This is a genomic window from Clostridium sp. AF27-5AA (assembly GCF_003478415.1).
Lineage (GTDB): Bacteria > Bacillota > Clostridia > Lachnospirales > Lachnospiraceae > Otoolea > Otoolea fessa.
In genome coordinates this window covers 1-20,526 of the sequence record NZ_QUFH01000014.1, presented here as the reverse complement: position 1 = coordinate 20,526, position 20,526 = coordinate 1, and the positions used below count along the sequence as shown (strand labels likewise).

The window sequence follows — 20,526 nt, the reverse complement described above, 5'->3', positions numbered from 1 at the left end:
TCCGTTTCACACTCTCTCATCACTCAATGATGATTCCCGCATCCGTCTTACTTCCCGGTGCACTGCTTCCATTCGGGGAACCGCTGCCGGAAGGTTTTTCTCTGCCATTCTCCGTGTCGGTGCCAGAATTTCCGCCCGGAAATGCCGGCGAAGAACCGCCAGACTCGCTCTCCCGCGCATTTTCCTTTGATGCATGCGTACCGTCCGTACGGCTTTCCTGCTCAGAAGCGTCATTCTCCTGTGTTTCCGAAGCATTACCGGTCTCTTTCTCCGACTCGTCGCTGCCGCTCCCGGCTTCCTGGCTTTCGTCCGCGCCGCTCTCCTGCGTCGGATCCAGAATGGAAATTGTCGTCGCCTCGGTCGTCTTCGGCAATGCCTTCGTTTCTGCCTGTTTCGTGCCATGAACGCCTGTATCTGATACAATTTTCTGACTGATCGTCCGGACCGTCTCAGTCGGCGTGTATTCCTCATCGCCAAACAGGAAATGATGCAGCTCGATGACATTGCTCTCCAGCGTCTGCGGGATGACGCAGGCACCCTTGCGTCCCATCTTCTTTTCCCTCAGCTCCGACGGAAAACCGGTCGTCTCGGTCAGATGGTAACGCGTAATATTTCGTCCTATCTTCAACAGATCATTGATCTCGATGCTGGTCGCCACCTGTGGAAATACCGTCTGCACAATATTGTTGATCGTCGCCCAATCTGCTTTTTTCATCTTCTCAAACGCGAGGGAAATAACCTTTCTCTGCCGTTCGGTACGGGCATAGTCCGTATCCATCAGACGGAGACGCCCATATGCAACCGCCTGCACACCGTCCAGATGGTTCATGCCCGCTGATTTAAGCTGGGTCGAAGCGACGCCGGTCGCCTTGACCGTCTCAGAAATGAACGCATTGATATAATAAAACTCTGATTTCGTGATCTCCACGTCAATGCCGCCCAGAATGTTGATCGCATCTGCAACGGCTTTCCAGTTAAAGGTCGCATAATCGTCAATATCGATATCCAGGTTCCTATTGAGCGCCTTGACAACCTGCTCCGGTCCGCCCTGCATATAAGCGGCGTTGATTTTGTTGTAGGTATTCTTGTCGCTGATATTTAAATATGAATCCCGGTACACCGAAACCAGACGTATCTCACCGGTTCCCTGATCGATGTTGCAGAGAATATTGACATCCGAGTTGTTGCCCTTTCCGACCGATGAGTTACGGCTATCCACACCGAAAACCGCGATCGTCCAGTAACCGCTCATCTGCTCCTGCTTCTCCTCCGAAATCTCGACGTTTTTGATCTCATCCGGGTTCCACGGAAGCCGCTGCATCAGATCCAGACGGCTGCTGATATACGAATATCCCGCAAAGCAGAGAATCCCGATCAGCACTGCAATCTCCAGAAGAATAAACCATATCTTCCGCTTCTTTTTCCGGCGCGCTTTCAATTTAACCGGGTCGGCGTAAATATCCGACCGGTTCATGGTCCGGGTTTTCTCCTGATTCCGGCTCTCCCGGCTGCTGCCAGGCTGCGTCTGTCCCCTCTTTGTCGCTTTCTGACCACTTCGGCTTCTATCTCCGCTCCGGTGGGATCCGTCCTCCCGGCGTTCCGTAAATGAATCCGTGATCAGTGTCAGACCATCGTCTTCCATCTCCGACGGTTTTGCCCGTCGGCTCCGGCGGTGTCCTGACCTATCTCTTTCTTCTTCATATCCCATGTGGTTTTCCTCATCAATACGCGTTTTTATTTATAAAGCCCTTAAAAACCGTCAAAAACATGATTTTAAAATCAAATCCCAGCGTCCAGTTCTCGATGTAATACAGATCATGCTCAATCCGCTTCGTGATCGAGGTATCGCCCCGATAACCATTGACCTGTGCCCATCCGGTCATTCCCGGACGCACCTGGTGTTTGATCATATAACGCGGAATCTCTTCCTTGAATTTTTCAACGAAAAACGGGCGTTCCGGGCGCGGTCCAACCAGGCTCATATCGCCCTTCAGAACATTAAACAGCTGCGGAAGCTCGTCTATGCTCGTCTTACGGATAAATCTTCCAATCGGAGTCACACGCGGGTCTCCCGGCGTCGTCCACTGGCTTTTCTCCTTTGCCGCCGACTGTACCGCCATCGAGCGGAACTTATACATCTTAAACGGCTTATTGTGAAGTCCCACCCGCTCCTGACAGAAAATGACCGGTCCCGGCGAAGTCGCCTTTATAAGAATCGCCGTCACCAGCATCACCGGTGAAAACAGGATGAGCGCCATCATGCCGCCGACCAGATCCATCGTCCGCTTCATCGTTGCGTTGAGCAGATTCGTGAGCGGCACATGGCGGATGTGGATCACCGGAAGTCCCTGCAGATCCTCCATAAACGGACGGGTCGGGATAAAGTTATAATAATCCGGGATAAATTTCGTATGCACACCCGATTTTTCACAGCCTGCCACGATTTTTTCCAGTTTTCCATACTCCTGGATGCTCAGGGTGATCGCGATCTCATCCAGCGTATTGAGCGCCAGAATCGTATCCAGATCGTCAATTTTGCCGATCACGCGCACTCCCTTATATTCTTTGCCCCACTCCTCATGGTCATCCAGAATACCGCGGATTTTATAGCCCCACTCCGGGTTGACATTCACACGGTCAATAAATCCTTCCGCTGCCCGGCTGTAACCGACCAGAAGCAGATGCTTCTGGTTATATCCCTTCGACCGCATCGACCGAAGCGCTATCCGCAGGATATTCCGCATCAGAATCTCAGCAAAGAGATTGATGCCAAAAAACAAAAATACCATCGGACGGGAGAAGTTGTGGAAATACTCATTTTTACCGCCCAGGTAAAGCATCAGTGAGATCACCAAAAGACCGATGATGTTCGCCTTAAAAATATTGGCTAACTCCACCCGTCTTCCCTGAACCCGTTTGGGCGTGTAAAGATGAAAAAATGCGTATAAAATCAAATAAAACGGTACAATAAGAACGCCAGCCGCCAGATAGACGACTGCCATTGCGCTCTTATTATGCCCTGTTACATTAAACCACGACGTTCCATTGACGATAAACCACGCAAGTGCGTAGGCGCATGCAATGACACATGCGTCCAGCACTACGTGGAAATGGTTCAGCCGTTTCTGGTTATCTTTTATCATAGTATATCACCTGAATTCAGATTAAGCTCCCGGACCTGCCGGACCGCCGGGGCCTGCTGCATCGCTGTTTCCGGAATCCCCCGGTTCCTGAATCTCTGTGACCGGACTTTTCACACCGGAATTATCCGACGCACCCGGAGAAGTCTTTTCACTGGATGCCGATGTCTCTGCCGCCGTTGTGGTTGTAGATCCCGGTTTTGCAATGGAAGACTTCGTCTCCGATGTGCTGCCTGGTCCGGATAAAGAATCATCCGCCTCGGTTGTCTTATCCGTATGATTTTTCTTGCCGGGAGTCGTCGTTGTTCCTGGTCCCTTACTGCTGTTGCTCTTCGACTCTTCTTCCTCCCAGTCAATCCAGTCTTCATCCGGATCAAAGATCTCGTCCAATCCGATCGAGCTCTCGCTCTCGCCCTTCTTGGTCTCATCCCCGCTCTCGTCATCCGACTCGTCCGAAGCACTCGTCGATGACTTCTTAGCGGCATCCTTCGCCGCTGCCTGCGCGGCAATCCGGCTCGCCCGTTTCTTGATAAACGTCTGGGCGCTGACACCCTGATCGACCGGAACATGACCAATCAGCTTCGCATTCGTCGTAAGCCCCGTTACCTGCGCGATATGGCTGCTGTACTCCTTAACATTAGACGGAACCTGATAATCTTCCTCATCAAACAGGAACTTATGAAGCTCTTTTACGTTGTACTCCAGTGTCTGCGGGATAACGCAGTCACCGATCTTTCCAACATCCTGCTCACCTCTGGCTGCCGGGAATCCCGCGGTCTCACCAATATGGAACTTCGCGATATTGCGTGCCAGCGGAATCAAATCCGTAATATCAACATTGGTTGCAAGCTGCGGCATGATCGTCTGAATCAGACAGTTGAGTGTCGCCCAGTCTGCATTTTTTGCCTTATCAAAGGCTTTCTGAAGAATAATTCTCTGACGCTCGGTACGCGCATAGTCCGTATCTGAATAACGGATACGTCCGTATGCAACTGCCTGGATACCATCCAGATGTACATTGCCCGCATGGGTCAGCTGATGAGAACCGATACCAGTCTCCTTTACGGTCTCCGTGATGAAGGCATTGATCCAGGAGAACTCTGCATCACTCAGCTCGACATCTACACCGCCCAGAATGTTGATGGCATCCGCAACCGCTTTCCAGTTGAACGTCGCATACTGGGTAATGTTAAGACCCAGGTTCTTATTCAGCGCCTTAACTGCCTGCTCCGGACCGCCCTGTGCGTAAGCGGCGTTGATCTTATTATAAGAGTTTTTATCGTTGATATTCAGATAACTGTCCCGGAATACCGATACAAGGCGGATCTCACCCGTCTCCAGATTGATATTGGCAATCATGTTGACATCCGCGTTCGTACCTTTTCCGACATTCATCTGCCCGTGCTCACTTCGCGAATCGACACCGAAGCACGCCACGGTCATGTAGCCCTTCATATCATCGATCTGTTCCTGGGACAGGTTGACGTTCTTAACCTGGTCCTCGTTAAAATCAATCTTCTGCATAGAACCGAAGGTTCTGTGATACATATACCAGAACGCACCGCCCAGAATCATCAATATAATCACGACAATCTCCGCCGCAATGATCATATGCTTTCTGTGGCGTGCCGATTTACGGTAATGGCTGCCGCGGCGTCCCGAACTCTTTTTTCCACTTCCAGCGCTCTTAGGACCGCTGTAGCCGGAACGTACTGAACCGCTGCCCGCCTCACCTTTTCTCTGGCTATTTTCGACTGTACTGCTGACTCTTCTGCGGCTGGTGCCGGAAGCAGAACTGCCGCGCGAAGAATACCCTGCCTGACTGGCACGGCTGCTTCTGCCCTCGCGGCGCGCCCTCATGCGCTCCAGCTCATCATCCTCATAATTCATAAGCTACCTCATCTTTCACTTGCTTGCTGCCGCTCAGACATTGTCTGATAAGCAGCCTTTCTCCGTGTTGCATCTGCTAAACCATGACCGTTCACACATCGCGCAAACTCTAAGTTACTGTCCACACATACGCGCCCAGTAACAACTCTAACCTTTTCCTCACGATTTATCAGATGCTGCTTTTTTCTCGATCTGTCTCACAGCAAATTCATAGACATAGAGAAATGTCCCAGCTAAAAGTTCCAGCTCTATCGCCAGATAATTTTTAAGCCGTTCCGGGCGGTACGCCACTTTTTTACACTTCTTTGCCGTCCGTATGCCTTCTTTCAGACCTTCCAGATAATCTTTTCCAAACCCGAGTTTCCTGAAAAATGAATATTTCACGAAAATCCCCGCTGCGATCGGAATCGCATTTATGATAAGCTGTAAGCACGGCATATTTTTATAATTCAGATACACATTGTTGCGTGCCGCCAGCTTAACCTTGAATGAATTGTACTTGGAACCGCTGGTTCCGCTTCCGACGTGCCATACCAGCGCCGCCGGGCAGTATATATTGTCATAACCCGCAATCCGGGCTCTATAGCCCACATCAATATCTTCCAGATAGGCAAAATGCATCTCATCGAAATAGCCTATCTCCTCAAATACCTCTCTCCGGTAGATCGCTGCGCCCGCGCACGCCGAGAATACCCGGCTTGAACGGCGGTAATGCGTAAGATCCCGTCCCACGCCGCGCTGGTACGCCCAGCCAAGCAGGGAATACATATCGCCTGCATCATCCAGCCTGTCCGGATGGTACATCTGGATCATCCGACTGCTGACGGAAAAAATGCGCTCCGACTGACCGATCGCACGCACCATCTCCGCCACGAAATACTCGTCCACCCGGACGTCATTATTTAAAAGCAGCACATACGGTGTGTCTGCCGCCTTGATTCCGACGTTGACTGCACCGGAAAATCCCGTGTTTTCCGGCAGGAAAATCGTATCGATCTGATGTTCCTTCAGCCACTCCACGCTTCCGTCCGTCGAACCGTTGTCCACCACCAGCGTCCGGAAATTCGGATACGTCTGTGCATTCAGTGAACGGATGCATTCGTCCATAAACTTTAACCCATTATAATTGGGAATAATAATTGTCGTTGTAATCTCCATCCCGGGTTATACCTCCAGATGATACGGTTCTCCGATTTTCTCTTTTTTCAGATCCCTGAGGGCGAAATTGGACTTCCGCAGCGTCAGGTTCGGATTGTAGTAAGGATCTCCATCTTTAAGGATCTCCGGCCAGCGCTCCGAGAAAATCTTGATCTCCCTGTTAAAACGCGCCACCTTCTCCGGCGTATCCTCCAGTCCTCTTGACTTCGACTCATAATGATACAGCAATGCGTACGGATTGTAAACCACTAAATGATTTGATGCCCGCACTTTCATGCAATAATCGATATCGTTAAATGCGACCGCCAGCTTCTCCGTAAAGCCGCCGACCTCATCAAAGAGCGCTTTCTTTGTCATCAGGCACGCCGCCGTCACAGCGCTGTAATCCTGTGTACTCATCGCACGGTGGAAATAGCTGTTTTCCGCCTTATGAAGCCCGATAAACGTATGCCCTGCGATGCCGCCGAAACCAACCACGACGCCCGCATGCTGGATCGTATCATCCTGATAGAGCAGTCTCGCGCCAACGGCGCCGACGTCCTCACGCTGGCACAGTCCCAGCATCTCCTCGATGAAATTCTCCGCAATCAGCTCGGTATCATTATTTAAAAACAGCAGATATTCGCCCTTTGCGAAAGTCACGCCGAAGTTGTTGATCGCCGAATAGTTAAACTCGCGCTCCCAGGTTACCACATGGACATTGGAAAATTCCTTCTGAATCTTTTCATAGTATTCAAAGGTTTCCTTCTCCGTGCTGTTGTTCTCTACAATGATAAACTCAACATTGCGGTACGTTGCCCGCGTCTCAATCGCCCGCAGGCATAGATCCAGATCCGTATGGTGATCCTTATTCGGAATGATGATCGATACCAGCGGTTCTCCCTGAATTTTATATACAGAGTGATAAATGCCGTAGTCCACACCTTTTTCCACGCGCTCCGCCTCGATACCGACGCGTTTATAATGATCCATGATCGCGCGCGCACCCGCATCAAATGCGTACAGCTTGCTCTCCGGGTTGCTCGCTGTCGAATCCTTGTGGCAGCGCCAGTGATACAGCACCTTCGGGATATGGCGGATCTCCTTCGCCTTCTCCGTACAACGGAAAATGAAGTCATAATCCTGCGCTCCGTCGTATTCCTGACGGAAGCCGCCCACCTGCGCTGCCAGATCGTGGCTGACTAGAAACAGATGGCAGATATAGTTGACGCTGCAGAGCAGATCGATATTGAAATCCGGCTTAAAATGCGGATCAAACAAAGCGCCGCCGTCCATATCCAGCTTATCCTCATCCGAATAGAAGCAGTCGCATCCCGGATGTTCCTGTAACAGTTTCGCACACTCATAGAGAGCATTCGGTGTCAGCTTATCGTCATGGTCTGCCAGCACGATATAATCGCCGGTCGCCATATCCATTGCTGCATTCGTATTGCCGGAAATGCCCTTATTTTCGCCTAAAATTACGTATTTAAAGCGGCTGTCCTTCTTCGCATACTGCTCCAGCACCCGCTCGCAGCTTTGTCCTGCCGGACTGCCGTCCGCCACGCAAACCTCCCAGTTTGCGTATGTCTGTTCCGCGATCGAATCCAGCATTTCCCGTAGGAATCGCTCCGGTGTCTTAAATGCCGGAATCACAATCGAGAATTTAACCGGCGCGTCAAACACCTTTTTCCTCTGCTCCTCCAGCTCCTCCTCCGTCGGCTTCGTCAGTGAATACCACTCGCCGTAATCGTAGTCATTGTCAATTCCCTGCAGTTTGTGCTTGGATTTTACCAGCAGGGCTTTCAGACCGTTTTCCTTCCAGAAATCCAGGCAGACCCGCACAGTCTCCATGTTCATCAGATCGCGGATCTTCTGCATCCGCTTGTGCGCCACACTGCTGCGCTTGCGGATCAGTTCTTCATTATATTTAATGCGGATTTTGCGTCCCTCGCCTTTTGCGATCAGATAATAATCTTTTCCGCGCTCATACGGGAACTGGATATCAAATCCAAGCTCTTTTTCTACCGTTCGCCCAAAATAAATCTGGCTGACGTCGTCGCGGCGGGTCGCCACATACTGAAACCGGATCGGCTGATGTGCCCCATCTTCAACCTGATAGGTGATCTCCGTCTCCGGCGTCTTTCCGATCGCCCAGCCATTGAGCTGAATCGAATTTTCACGAATCCGAACTACATCGACATTACATTTCATGCTGTTTGCCCCCAACTTTTTTTACCGGTGTATCAAAATTCAGCCGCTCTTCCTCCACTACCAGCGGACGCTTCATGACTCTCGAATTGATCGATAAAATATACTCTCCCACCAGACCGATGAAAAAGATCTGAACCGACCCTAAAAAGCACATTCCAATCAGAACCGGCGCCATACCAGCCGGAAAATCATACCAGTGAAGCAGTTTCATCACCAGATATACAATCGCCACGATCATACTGATCGCCGCGCAGATACTTCCAAAGATCGTCGCCAGGCGCAGACCGACCTTCGTATAGGAGGTCACACTGAGCATCGCGGCATCGTAGAGCCGGTAAAAATTGTTGTGTGTCTTGCCTGCGCGGCGCTGCGGCTGGATATATGGAATCTCCTTGCGCTTATAACCAAGCTCCGCCACGATTCCGCGCAGAAACGGCGTCGGATCGTCAAGCTCCCGCAGAATCTCAATAAAATCGCGGTCATACAGACCCGAACCGGTAAAATGCTCAATCTGCTCGACATCGGAGAGTTTCTTTATCATCTTGTAATAGCAGCTCCTCAGCGCATACATGATCGGGTTTTCCTTGCTTCCCGTCTTGATGCCGATGACAATCTTGTAGCCATTTTCCCACTCATGGACATATTTCGGGATCATATCGACCGGATCCTGAAAATCTGCCACCATGCTGATCACGCAGTCGCCGGTACACTGTAACATTCCATAATACGGGGAATTGAACTGTCCAAAGTTTTTGGCATTAAAAATTGCCTTGATCCGTGGATTCTCGCTGCAGATCTTCCGAAGAATCGGGCGCGTCTGGTCCGTCGAATCATTGTCGATAAAGACAAGCTCATAGTCATATTCCGGCAGATCGCGCTCCAGCGTCTCCACAACCGCCTCGCTGATCGGACCTACATTCTCTTCCTCGTTGTAGCAGGGAATTAATATACTGATTTTTTTCATACTTTTCTGATTCCTATTAATTTGCTTTTTGTTTGAACTCTTCTGTTTCGTTCCACCAAATTTCGAACACAAAAAAAAGAGAAAGCCGCTTCGGCTATACTGCCTTTATTTTAAACGTCTTTCTCTCTTTTGACAACCTACAATTTTCTTAACGATTTTTGGCTGCTTCGCTATTTACTTGGCATAAACTGATAAAATATGTCCAAATATTTACCATTCTCTCCCGTCACTCTGCACAGAGGGCAGAAAAATCATTTCTGAAAAGCTAGAATTCTCTTCATTCCTTCTTCAAAATATACCTGTGGCTTCCAGCCAACCACCCGCTCCATCTTGCGGATATCCGGGATTAGATTGACGATTCCCTCTGCATTCGGCGGGCGGACGCCAAATTCCATGCTGCCCTGCCTGCCGCACAGCTCATAGACCGTCTCGACAAACCCGCGCAGCGGTCCTGTCTCATCCATCGGACCGCCCAGATTGTAGACACATCCGTGATCCGTGAGATTTCCCGCATATTCTGCCAGATCCGCCAGAGCGCGCCCCGCATCGTCAATATACATGAAGTTCCAGAGCTGCGTGCAGGCGGTCATCGTCATCTTCTCCCCTGCCCGGAAGACCCGGACACAGGAGGAAAGAAGCGACCACGGGTGATCGCCCGGTCCATACGTGCTGAAAATCCGTGCATGCCCGTAATCCAGTCCCAGTTCCCGGCAGAGCACTTCCGCCTGCTGCCGTACTGCCAGTTTCGCGCGTCCATACGGGGAGGTCGGCTCGCAGACCGTCTCCTCGTCTGTCAGCTCGCTCTTGACGCCATACTCCGCCTGCGAACCTGTAAAGAGAAACCGCCGGCACCCGAGGTCTTTCGCCACGCGGACGGCATTCAGCGCGTCCTGCACGCTCTCCTCCTGGACTGACTCATTTTTCCGTGAATCACTCCCTGCACCGCGCCAGCCCATATGGAGAAACACATCGCATCCGCCCGGAATCCGTTCCGGCAGTTTCGAGAGATTCCCCAGATCCTCCTCCAAAATCGTGAGTCCCTGCGGAAATTTTCCATTTTCCCGCAGCAGATCCGCTTTCGTCGAATGTTCCCGCAGTACGGCGTATACCTGATGTCCGCGATGTAACAGCTCGCGCACCGCCCCCAGACCTACAAAGCTGGTGGCACCTGTGACAACTATCTTCATTCTATCGTTTCCTTTACTATTTTTTAATACGCGGAATCAGCATGATACGGTCCATCTCCTCGTCCGGCAGGAATGGGGACAGATCCTCCAGCGGCGGCGATACAAGCGTTCCGTCCGGCAGTCTCTTCGCCGCGGACTTTGGCTCAAAGTTCTGATCCAGCGTTACAAATACCTCGCAGATCACCGGGCCGTCCATCGCCAGCGTTTCTTCTACCTTCTCACCCAGCTCCTTGTTTCCATGAATCGCTACATATGGGAATCCATACGCCCACGCCAGCTTTTCCATGCTCGGGAATCCAAGATCGCCGCTGTCCACGCCGATACCGATGAGCGGCTCGCCGAAGAAATTCTTCTGGGTCTGGCGGATGGAATGGTAACCACCGTTATTGATAATGAAAATTTTGATCGGCATCCGGTGGCTGACAACTGTCTCAAGCTCCTGTAAATTCATCTGAATACTGCCGTCTCCGGTAATCAGGATAATATCCTGGCTGTGATCTGCCACGCACGCGCCGATCGATGCCGGAAGTCCGTAGCCCATCGAAGCGATGCCGGAGTTCGAGATAAATCTCTGTCCCTTTTTCACAATATTTGCGTGTCCACACACAACATTTGCAGATCCATTCCCCACAACCACGATCTGGTTCTCATTTAAACGGCGGCTCATCTCATACGCAAATGCATATACGTTTGCCTCTGTCTCCGTGCCGCCGTTCATGTGCTTCGGCAGAACCACCGGATAATCATGCTTCCAGCCCTGGCAGATACGCAGCCACTCTGCCTGCGCGTCCTTGTACTCCTGCGTCATCGAAGCCGCGCCGTCCGCTTTTCCTTCCTCCGAAAGAACCTCGTCCATCACGGTCAGAAGATCCTTCACATCCGCGTGAACCGGCATGTCCACATGCAGGGTCGGCTTTTTCAGCTCTTCGGCATCGATATCATTCACAATCACATACGCCTCGCGCGCCCAGGTAGTAAAACGGTAACCGACCTGGCGGAAACTCAGACGGCTTCCGAGCGACAGCACTAGATCGCTGTTCTGGATCGCGAAGTTGCCCGGGCGATCGCCGACGTTGCCGCCTTTTCCGATGTACAGCGGGTGTTCGTCATAGATACAGTCGATGCTGTCCGCGCCGGTCACAACCGGGATTCCCAGCTTTTCAACCACGCGCATGAAAACATCGTGCGCCGCGCCGATACGGATACCATTTCCGGCATTGATCACCGGACGTTTGGAGGTGCGGACTTTCTCGATGATCGCACGCGCCGTCTCCTTCGTCACACGTGCCGGAAGTTTTGCACGAAATTCACCTTTTCCGGCGGTATCCTCCGGGATCTCGGACGCGCTCTCTGCCGCCCAGCCGGTTCCGCCCGCCTCATAATCCTCCGAATCAAAGCCGATCAGATCGTCTGTCTCGATCATTGCCGCCTGCACATTCAGCGGAATATCCAGCCAGGTAGGACCCGGACGACCGTTGTAAGCCAGATACAGGGCTTTTTCCACACAGAAGCGGATACGCATCGGATCGATCACCATCTCACAGTATTTTGTCATATTGGCAACCGATTTGGTGATATCATACTCCTGATCGCCCATCGCGCGCAGGTGAAGTCCCGTGCTGCGCGCTGTCGTGTCATAACGCACCTGTCCGGAAATGACAAACATCGGGATTGAATCCAGAAATCCGCCCGCAACGCCGTTCATCGCATTGATGCCGCCAGGTCCCGTCGTCACGCACACTGCCGCAATCTTGTTGTGGATGCGAGCATACGCCTCCGCTGCCATCGCACATGCCTGCTCATGATGATTGTAGAGGCAGTGAAGTCCTTCCTGATGCCCCAGCGCGTCATCCAGATGCATCGCGCCGCCGCCCGTGATCATAAACACATCCGTGATGCCGGATGCGAGAAGCTTTTCTGCTATATAATTAGAAAGTTTCTGTTTCATTTTGATTTCCTCCTGAAAATACCTTGTCAAGTGGTCATATTATACCACACATATTTCTTTTTTCATAGCCGACACGGCATTTTCCCAACTCCTTACATTTTTCTTATGCTATCTTGTATTTCTCCTATTTCTTTTCTATAATAAAGGTCGGCATCCGATTCACATCGATATGCCTGAATCGTTACGGTTCAGTTTACTTTATGTAACTGCATTTTTATCATACAGAGGAACGTCTTATGAATCGATTAGCACAGAAAAAAAAGGTCTGCGCGCTGATTCCGGCGCGGCTTAATTCGGTTCGCTTTCCGGGAAAGGCATTGAAACAGATTGATGGGATTCCAATGGTTGTGCGGGTTCTCGCAGCGGCGCGGGACAGCGGTGTATTTGATGCCGTTTACGCTGCGACCGACAGCCCTGAGATTGCTGCTGTTTGCCAGACATATGGATTTGAGGCGGTTTTCACCTCCCATTCCCATCAGAATCCGACCTCCCGCATTCAGGAGGCGGTGACGATTCTGGAAGATTCCAAGTCTGCTTCTTCGCGGAAATTTGATTTTTATGCGATGATCGGCGGGGATGAACCGCTTCTGACACCGGAGATTCTGCAAAATTTTATGGAGCAGGCACTTACTGTTATTACCTCAAAAGAGAATGTACAGCTTCCATTTCTCATCAATGCCATGGCAGATATCCCGAACGATGCCGAGACAGCCGATCCATCCAACATAAAAGTGGTCTGCCGCCCGGACGGCACAGGGCTTTACATTTCCCGTGCGCCAATTCCATTCCGCAAGGGGACGCTTGACAAACCTTCCCGGAAATTTGTGAGTATCGGGCTTTATACGCGGGAATCGCTCGATTTCTTCTGCCAGAGCAGACCGGGCATTCTGGAACAGATCGAGGGCGTGGATTTGCTGCGTTTCCTCGAATATGGGAAAACGATCCTATTTCTTCCCATCTGCGGATATACGCTTTCCGTAGACACCCCCGCCGACCTTGAAACAGTACAGGCGATTTTACACAGGAGGACTAGCACCCTATGAATAAGAAAACATACCGCGGCGTGATCTTCGACCTCGACGGCACGCTGCTCGATACATCCGAAGGCGTCTTTGCGAGCGTGCGACACACGGTAGAAGCACTTGGAAAACCTGCCCTCGACGAGGCGACACTCCGCACCTTTATCGGACCGCCCGTCAAGCTGTCGCTCATCCGCCTCTATGGACTGGACGAGGACGCCGCGAACCACGCAACCGAGATTTTCCGCACCCAGTACAAGGATCACGACCTGCTGAAAGCCGAGCCATACGCCGGTATCAAAGACCTGATCCGCGCACTCCGCGCACAGGGCTGCAAGATCGGGGTTGCCACCCTGAAACGTGAAGATTATGCGCTGACTCTGCTGGAACATTACCATTTCACAGAACTCTGTGACTCCATCTGCGGCAGCGATTTTGCCAGCAAAATGACGAAGGCTGACGTTCTGCACAAGTGCTTAAAAGCTTTGGAGTTGTCTCCATCCGAGGCAGTTCTTATCGGTGATACCTCTTCCGACGGAAAGGGTGCCAAAGAGGCAGCTGTCGATTTTATGGCAGTCACCTACGGCTTCGGACCAGATACCGCGGAGGCATGGCAGGAATATGAGCCGGTTTATACGGCAAAGGATACGCATGATATCGGGGCGTTTCTGGGAGTCAATTTTTAAAATTACAAACATAACAAGGGGACAAACATCATGAAACAAGTCAAATTACTCGACTGCACTCTCCGCGACGGCGGCTACGTCAACGACTGGGAGTTCGGTCACGACAATATTGTTACTATTTTTGAACGTCTGATCAGCACGGGCGTGGACATTCTGGAAGTTGGTTTCCTGGATGACCGCCGCACTTTCGACCGCAACCGCACGATCATGCCGACAACCCAGTGTGCCGATCAGATTTTCGGCAAGCTGGACAAGGGAAATACGATGATCGTTGCCATGATCGACTACGGAACCTGCGATATTTCTAATTTAAGCCCGTGTTCAGAGTCCTACATCGACGGCATTCGCGTCATTTTCAAAAAACATGTGATGCATGAGGCGATCCAGTTCTGCCACGAAGTCAAAAAACTGGGCTACAAAGTGTTTGCACAGGCGGTTTCGATCACCAGCTACTCCGACCGTGAGCTTCTGGATCTGGTTGACCTTGTCAACGATCTGGAACCGTATGCGATGTCCCTTGTAGACACCTACGGTCTGCTGCATCAGGATAACCTGCTGCACTATTTCCAGCTCTTAAACTACAACTTAAAACCATCGATCGCGATCGGCTACCACTCCCACAATAACTTCCAGCTCGCATACTCGAACAGCATGGAAGTCTTACGCGAACCGGCAGACCGCACCGTTTTAGTTGATGCCACCCTGTACGGCATGGGAAAAAGCGCCGGAAATCTTCCGATCGAACTCATTTCCATGTACATGAACACCGTATTCGGACGCAATTTCAATGTCAGTCAGATGCTCGAGGCGATCGACATCAGCATCATGCCATTCTTCCGCAAGAGCCCATGGGGATATAACCTGTTCTTCTATATTTCCGCCTCCAACAACTGCCATCCGAACTACGTCCGCTTCCTGATGGATAAGCACACTCTGTCGCTTAAATCCATCAATACGATTCTGGATGCGATTGAGCCGGAGAAAAAACTGCTCTACGACAAAGATTACATTGAAACACTGTACCGCAGGTATCAGAGCACAGAATGCAATGACGAAGCCGATATTCAGGCATTGAGTGCTTCCTGGAGCGAGCGCCCGCTTTTGCTGCTCGGTCCGGGAAAGAATCTGGAACTGGAAAAGGAGACAATTCTTTCCTATATTAAGGCGCACAATCCGATCACAATCTCCGTCAATTTTATCCCGGAGGGAATTCCAATCGATTATGCGTTCTTAAGCAATTCCAGACGATATGTTCAGCTCAACAACCGCCTGCTCGAGCACGCCGACGCCCAGGGACGCCCGGTGCGCGTCATCGCGACCTCGAACGTGACGAATGTCAAAGATACACATTTTGATTACACCTTAAACTATAATTCCCTGATCGACCAGAATGCAGAGATCATCGATAATTCCTTTGTCATGCTGCTGAACGTCCTGACCAAAACAAGCGTCCACCACGCCGCCTGCGCGGGATTCGACGGATATACGGTCGATGGAGACAACTACTATAATTCCGCGATGGACTACCGGATCGCGCGGGAAAAATCACAGAGTATTAACCAGTATGTGATAGATACGCTGGAGAGGCTGGCAGGAACGCTGACGCTGGAGTTCCTGACGGATTCGAAATACGTAAAATAAAAAATTATATTTTCATATAGAAAAAGGGGTGTTCCAGCTGGTTCACCCCTTTTTCCACATCTCTCCACCCTTTCCAGCAACGCACACTATCTTTTTACGCATAATCCCCGTATAATAAGCCCCGTAATGCAGCGATGGATTTTCGCATTTTCAAAAAGGAGAGATTATACCATGCGTAAGCAAACTAAAACTTTAGCTGTTTTATCCGCTGCGGCTTTGTTCGCGGCTGCTGCACCTATAATGACAAATATGGGAACTTACAGAGTTCTGGCGGCTCAGAGCGGCTGGACAGAGGAAGATGGTCGTCTTTATTACTACGATGAGGACGGCTATAAAGAGACAAACACATGGAAAAAGCGGAATGGCGACTGGTTTTATCTCGATGAGGAAGGCGAGATTGCTACCAATCAGAGAGTCGATGACTATTTCGTCAACGATGAGGGGCACATGGCAAAGAACCAATGGGTTTCGGCTGAAAATGAGATCAGCTATGACAGCCCGGATTCTCCGGACGGCGGCTCCTGGCTCTATTTTGGCAAGGACGGCAAGATTGTAACTGCCAAATGGATGAGCATCAACGGAAAAACCTACTATTTCGACGAGGACGGACTGATGCAGACCGGGCTTCTGGAGCTGGACGGACAGACCTACTACCTCGGCGAGGAGGATGACGGCGCCAGAAAAACCGGATGGATTCTGCTGGAAACCATCACGAAAGACACCGACGATGAAGATATCTGGTGCTATTTTGACACCGAAGGACGCATGATCGTAAACCAGATGGACCGCAAAATCGACAATGGCTACTACACTTTCATCGACGGCCAGATGCAGACAGGCTGGATCAATGTCGCGGAAGCTGGCTTTGTAAGCTCCAGCACACCTTCAAACGAAGCAGCAACAACGGACAACTCTGCCACAGACACTGTCAGCTTAAACGATTTCCGCTATTACGATCCGGAAAATGGCGGACGCCGGGCAAGCGGCTGGTACACCATTGAAGGGGCACCGGGCATCAGCGAAGAAGAAGAGCCATTTTCCTTCTTCTTTAAAAACGGAACTGCTTACTTTGCCGAGAAGGATCTTGCTATTTTCACCATCAATTCCGAGCGCTACTGCTTCAACGAGCGCGGTGAAATGCAGACCGGGCTTCAGAGCCTGAAACAGGCGGATGGCAGCTTCGCCTCCTACTACTTCGGCGACGACGGCGTGATGCGTACCGGCAAGCAGACTATTTACAATGATGATTTAGAAGAAAACCAGATCTGGTATTTCCAGACCAAAGGTTCCCTCAAAGGACAGGGCTACCATGGAGAGCGCGATAACCAGGTTTATGTAAACGGTCTTTTAAAGAAGGCGGATCCGGAACTCCGCTATGAGCCGGTTTCCATCGGTGAAAAACGCTACCTGGTAAACACCAGCGGCACCATCCAGAAAGCAACCTCTTCCTCCTCTTCCGCTTCCCGTCCGGAACTCGGAAAAGGGTTCAAGGATATCAAAGACAGCAATGATACTGCCTGGACAGTTGACACATCTGGAATCATCCAGTAAAATATAATATTGCATCCGTTCAAATACCGCAGGACACTTTTGTGACACCGCGGTATTTTTTCTGAAAGATGTCTTTTTTTATCGTTTTAAAAATTTTTTTGGAAATTTTTAAATTTTTTTCTAAAAACCAGTTATAATGTTCCCGATTAAAACGTATTATAATAAAGGGGATGTTTTCATTTTTCTCCCAATGACTCAACTCTTACTTCTACGGAGGCAACTCTATGCGTGGTTTAAATGTTTATTGCTGTCCAAACTGTGGACATTATGGATTCTTTCAGCTCGTTGCCAATGCGGTGTGTCCGCATTGCTCAATCGCCATGACTCCTCTTCCCATTCCGTATCAGGATTTCATGGACTTAGACTATCCACAACGGCAGATCCTGATTTCCAGACACATGATTAATGCGGCAAGCCCTTTGGATTCTAAAGCCAAACAGGCGAACAAGGCTAAGGCACCAGGGCAGACAAAGCCATCCGGTCGGAGCAAATCACCGGATGATGCAAAATCGTCGGATCAAAATGCAGCACCTGATAACACCAAATTGATGACAGATCATTCTGCAGCACCGGGTAAAACAAAATCATCTTCCACTTCCTCGAATCTCCATCCGGATATCTCAAAAGATTCCGACAAGGAAACTCTCTATCAGGAAGTATTGGCGCTAAGAGAGAAAAACGAGCAGCTGGAGCAGACGATCTCCTGGATGCATGATTTAATCTGGAAATTGACGCGCCAACTGCATATTACATAGAGTACATAAAAAATGCCGCATGATTCATTCTGGTTTAATAACATACCTTCTGAATCATGCGGCTTTGATATTCGATTTAGTATTTAATTTTTGATTTGATTGTTCACTTGCTCCATCTGGTATAAATGAGCCTCTTCTCTCCCATCTTATCCAGTTTCTCCGCTTATCCCGCCTTCTCCGTCTTACAGAGTATGTAGTGGTCAATCATCCGGTTTAAGCTTTGATTCATCTGATCCAGAGTTTTAAATAACTCCTTAAGCTCACGCTTTAATTCTTCATTTTCCTGTTCCAAAACGACCAATTTTTTAGCTTCATCCATAAACTCTCCTCCTTTTGACTGCCTGTTCTTCCATTCAGATGACCACACTGCATAACGCAGCTCTGCCAGGCGATCCTATCGTTTTTTCGTTTCATATTATTTATAAACCGATTTTAAGAAAAATAAAAGAGTCTATCGATCGCAAATTTCGACACGGGTTACTGTTCACACATTACTTTAAATTCTAAATCGACAAAGTTCGTCATTTCGGCTTTTCCGCCGAATCTGCCCGGATTTGCCGTCTATTTGAGCTATTCTGCCTGTTCTGCTTTCTCTCTTGTGAGTGTAAGCCCAATCGCCAGCATCGCCCACATAATCGGCGTCGCGATCGGGAGGTTGATATTAACAACTGCCTGTGCTCCATAGCAGAGCACCGCCAGAACAGGCGCCAGAATCCAGGCGCACTCTTTCCATTTTCTGCACATTCTCACGCAGGCGCCGCCCAGAAACGCAAGATAGGATGCAAGCGCAAGCGGTCCCATTGTAACAAGGTACTGGAAATATTCGTTGTGGGCGCTCTCATAGAAAACTCCATACCGATCCAGCGCATCCTGCCTGAAATCCCAAGTCAGAATTCCATATGTGTCTGGTCCAAAACCAAACAACTGATGCAGGAACGGCAGCTCGCGATAGGACTGCCAGCCAATTCTCCAGCAATATCCCCGGTTCGTCCCCCAATCATCATCAAAAACAAGATACTGGGACAACGCGCTGTACCGTTCCGCATGTCCTCCCAGATTTGCATCATAGAAGACAAATGCCACTGCCAGGCATCCAAGAATCAAAACTGCACACCAGCCACGCCAAATCCATCGTCCCGGTTTGCTCTCTGGATTCGTCTGTTCCATCTTCCGTTTCCAAACACAGAGAATCCCCGCCAGAATCCAGAATAAAACGACGACTCCCTCCAGATAACGATAGCGCACCAACACGCCAAACACACCGCCCAGACCGATGACCTGATCGGCATATACTTTATTGACCGTATCTACTACCTTGATCACGGTCATAAACGTAGCCGCCAGAATACCATAATCTGCGATGCCCCGCCATGTCGTAAATAAAAACAGCGGCATCACCGCAAACAGCATTCCAAGTGATAAATATGCATTATCACTCTGTCCGGTAATCAATGCAAAAAAGGCCAGCGCCGAAACCAGATAATACCAGATACGGCGTCCCACTTTTCTCTCACTTACAAAACAGCCGCAGGCAACCGCCATCGTAAGCGCCACAAACGCCGTATATGTGTTAATATTTCCCAATGTAGATACAAACAGGTTTCCCTGTTCATTGCTCACGCCCTTTTTCCATCCCAATAAATCCATCTGGAAATAATCTGTGATTCCAAACAGACAGACCAGAACGGACGATGCCAAAAACACATCCAGGTACCATTTTCTCATCCGACCATACTTGCTGATCACAATAGTTCCCAGCACATACAGCGTAATCAAGAATAATCCGCTGAATCGTCCCTCATTTCCCCAGAACGACTCATACACATAGTCCGACAGCACCGTCGATATCAGTGCCAGCGCCCAGAAAACTGCCAGCGCCTTATAGGCAAATGGCTGCTTTTTTAATTCAGTCAGTCGAAACGCGCCCAAAAAGCGCCGCACATGCGCCCCGCCAAACCGCTTTAAGTCCATGCACGCAAATACTATCGCTGCGATCAGGCATGACGCCAGCATCGCAACCGTGCTGAGCCAGTAAAACTGATATTTCGATACCAGAATATCATAATAATAATTATGGAAATATAGCGGAAATGCCCCAAACACCACACACAGATACACCGACACAATCCATGAAAAAACCTTTCGGACTTTTCCCTCCCATGCCTGCTCTGCCAAAATGGATGCAGTCGGAGCTCCCTGCTCTCTTGCAATCTCTGTCTGTTCCATCACATTCTTCTCCTTTTCTTATTCGTAAAACCAGAGAAACGGCTTGTATCAGTATAGCATTTCGTTTTGTGGATAGCAAGGAAGGAAATCTTAAATTTCCCCTATTATCTCGTTACTGTTCACGCATACGTGCCCAGTAACGGAATTTGCCGTGGCTTCGCATTTAAA

The 20,526-nt window shown here is 50.0% G+C and carries 15 protein-coding genes; 5 read left to right on the top strand and 10 right to left on the bottom strand.

The window, feature by feature from the left end:
- Positions 1-19: 19 nt before the first annotated feature.
- From DWY89_RS12550 to DWY89_RS12515, 8 genes are all read right to left on the bottom strand, one after another.
- Positions 20-1,708, bottom strand: a complete 1,689-nt coding sequence (locus tag DWY89_RS12550) for an LCP family protein (protein WP_118524724.1) — start codon at positions 1,706-1,708, stop codon at positions 20-22.
- 13 nt (positions 1,709-1,721) lie between these two features.
- Positions 1,722-3,143, bottom strand: a complete 1,422-nt coding sequence (locus DWY89_RS12545; protein ID WP_107001458.1) for an undecaprenyl-phosphate glucose phosphotransferase — start codon at positions 3,141-3,143, stop codon at positions 1,722-1,724.
- A 21-nt stretch (positions 3,144-3,164) separates the two neighbouring features.
- The gene (locus tag DWY89_RS12540) at positions 3,165-5,030 is read right to left on the bottom strand and encodes an LCP family protein (protein WP_118524723.1); all 1,866 of its coding nucleotides are present in this window, start codon (positions 5,028-5,030) and stop codon (positions 3,165-3,167) included.
- A 159-nt stretch (positions 5,031-5,189) separates the two neighbouring features.
- Positions 5,190-6,188, bottom strand: a complete 999-nt coding sequence (locus tag DWY89_RS12535; protein WP_022359149.1) for a glycosyltransferase family 2 protein — start codon at positions 6,186-6,188, stop codon at positions 5,190-5,192.
- Between the two features lie 6 nt (positions 6,189-6,194).
- The gene (locus DWY89_RS12530) at positions 6,195-8,381 is read right to left on the bottom strand and encodes a glycosyltransferase family 2 protein (RefSeq protein WP_118524722.1); all 2,187 of its coding nucleotides are present in this window, start codon (positions 8,379-8,381) and stop codon (positions 6,195-6,197) included.
- The gene (locus DWY89_RS12525; RefSeq protein ID WP_107001455.1) at positions 8,371-9,345 is read right to left on the bottom strand and encodes a glycosyltransferase family 2 protein; all 975 of its coding nucleotides are present in this window, start codon (positions 9,343-9,345) and stop codon (positions 8,371-8,373) included. Before DWY89_RS12525 ends, DWY89_RS12530 begins: the two co-directional genes overlap by 11 nt.
- 251 nt (positions 9,346-9,596) lie before the next feature.
- A complete protein-coding gene (locus DWY89_RS12520) occupies positions 9,597-10,532 on the bottom strand; it encodes an NAD(P)-dependent oxidoreductase (protein ID WP_117796036.1) in 936 nt (311 codons plus the stop codon).
- 16 nt (positions 10,533-10,548) lie between these two features.
- Positions 10,549-12,480, bottom strand: a complete 1,932-nt coding sequence (locus tag DWY89_RS12515) for a thiamine pyrophosphate-binding protein (protein WP_118523798.1) — start codon at positions 12,478-12,480, stop codon at positions 10,549-10,551.
- Positions 12,481-12,716: 236 nt separating this feature from the next.
- Between DWY89_RS12515 and DWY89_RS12510 the strand changes: the two genes are divergently transcribed.
- The 5 genes from DWY89_RS12510 to DWY89_RS12485 all read left to right on the top strand — a co-directional run bounded on the left by DWY89_RS12510 (position 12,717) and on the right by DWY89_RS12485 (position 18,132).
- Positions 12,717-13,523, top strand: a complete 807-nt coding sequence (locus tag DWY89_RS12510) for a 3-deoxy-manno-octulosonate cytidylyltransferase (RefSeq protein WP_118523797.1) — start codon at positions 12,717-12,719, stop codon at positions 13,521-13,523.
- The gene (locus DWY89_RS12505; protein ID WP_118524721.1) at positions 13,520-14,185 is read left to right on the top strand and encodes an HAD hydrolase-like protein; all 666 of its coding nucleotides are present in this window, start codon (positions 13,520-13,522) and stop codon (positions 14,183-14,185) included. Before DWY89_RS12510 ends, DWY89_RS12505 begins: the two co-directional genes overlap by 4 nt.
- Before the next feature lie 30 nt (positions 14,186-14,215).
- Entirely contained in the window at positions 14,216-15,826 is a 1,611-nt protein-coding gene (locus DWY89_RS12500; protein ID WP_118524720.1) for an aldolase catalytic domain-containing protein, read from the top strand.
- Between the two features lie 171 nt (positions 15,827-15,997).
- Entirely contained in the window at positions 15,998-17,377 is a 1,380-nt protein-coding gene (locus tag DWY89_RS12495) for a cell wall-binding protein (protein WP_118523796.1), read from the top strand.
- Between the two features lie 224 nt (positions 17,378-17,601).
- Positions 17,602-18,132, top strand: a complete 531-nt coding sequence (locus DWY89_RS12485; protein WP_107001448.1) for a hypothetical protein — start codon at positions 17,602-17,604, stop codon at positions 18,130-18,132.
- A gap of 163 nt (positions 18,133-18,295) precedes the next feature.
- Here the strand turns inward: DWY89_RS12485 and DWY89_RS14425 are convergent, their stop codons facing one another.
- Both DWY89_RS14425 and DWY89_RS12480 read right to left on the bottom strand, forming a co-directional pair.
- Positions 18,296-18,451: a hypothetical protein gene (locus DWY89_RS14425; protein ID WP_181357241.1), complete on the bottom strand. Its 156-nt coding sequence runs from the start codon at positions 18,449-18,451 to the stop codon at positions 18,296-18,298.
- 251 nt (positions 18,452-18,702) lie between these two features.
- Positions 18,703-20,358 carry an O-antigen ligase family protein gene (locus DWY89_RS12480; protein ID WP_117796039.1) on the bottom strand — a complete coding sequence of 552 codons (1,656 nt, stop codon included), beginning with the start codon at positions 20,356-20,358 and terminating at the stop codon, positions 18,703-18,705.
- Positions 20,359-20,526 lie beyond the last annotated feature (168 nt).

Excerpts from the sequence above, each read along its gene's own strand:
- DWY89_RS12485 (WP_107001448.1), top strand. The coding sequence starts at position 17,602 with ATGCGTGGTTTAAATGTTTATTGCTGTCCAAACTGTGGACATTATGGA.
- DWY89_RS12500 (WP_118524720.1), top strand. The coding sequence starts at position 14,216 with ATGAAACAAGTCAAATTACTCGACTGCACTCTCCGCGACGGCGGCTAC.
- DWY89_RS12530 (WP_118524722.1), bottom strand. The coding sequence starts at position 8,381 with ATGAAATGTAATGTCGATGTAGTTCGGATTCGTGAAAATTCGATTCAG.
- DWY89_RS12550 (WP_118524724.1), bottom strand. The coding sequence starts at position 1,708 with ATGGGATATGAAGAAGAAAGAGATAGGTCAGGACACCGCCGGAGCCGA.
- DWY89_RS12535 (WP_022359149.1), bottom strand. The coding sequence starts at position 6,188 with ATGGAGATTACAACGACAATTATTATTCCCAATTATAATGGGTTAAAG.
- DWY89_RS12495 (WP_118523796.1), top strand. The coding sequence starts at position 15,998 with ATGCGTAAGCAAACTAAAACTTTAGCTGTTTTATCCGCTGCGGCTTTG.
- DWY89_RS12525 (WP_107001455.1), bottom strand. The coding sequence starts at position 9,345 with ATGAAAAAAATCAGTATATTAATTCCCTGCTACAACGAGGAAGAGAAT.
- DWY89_RS12480 (WP_117796039.1), bottom strand. The coding sequence starts at position 20,358 with ATGGAACAGACAGAGATTGCAAGAGAGCAGGGAGCTCCGACTGCATCC.
- DWY89_RS12505 (WP_118524721.1), top strand. The coding sequence starts at position 13,520 with ATGAATAAGAAAACATACCGCGGCGTGATCTTCGACCTCGACGGCACG.
- DWY89_RS12545 (WP_107001458.1), bottom strand. The coding sequence starts at position 3,143 with ATGATAAAAGATAACCAGAAACGGCTGAACCATTTCCACGTAGTGCTG.
- DWY89_RS12520 (WP_117796036.1), bottom strand. The coding sequence starts at position 10,532 with ATGAAGATAGTTGTCACAGGTGCCACCAGCTTTGTAGGTCTGGGGGCG.
- DWY89_RS12540 (WP_118524723.1), bottom strand. The coding sequence starts at position 5,030 with ATGAATTATGAGGATGATGAGCTGGAGCGCATGAGGGCGCGCCGCGAG.
- DWY89_RS12515 (WP_118523798.1), bottom strand. The coding sequence starts at position 12,480 with ATGAAACAGAAACTTTCTAATTATATAGCAGAAAAGCTTCTCGCATCC.
- DWY89_RS12510 (WP_118523797.1), top strand. The coding sequence starts at position 12,717 with ATGAATCGATTAGCACAGAAAAAAAAGGTCTGCGCGCTGATTCCGGCG.
- DWY89_RS14425 (WP_181357241.1), bottom strand. The coding sequence starts at position 18,451 with ATGGATGAAGCTAAAAAATTGGTCGTTTTGGAACAGGAAAATGAAGAA.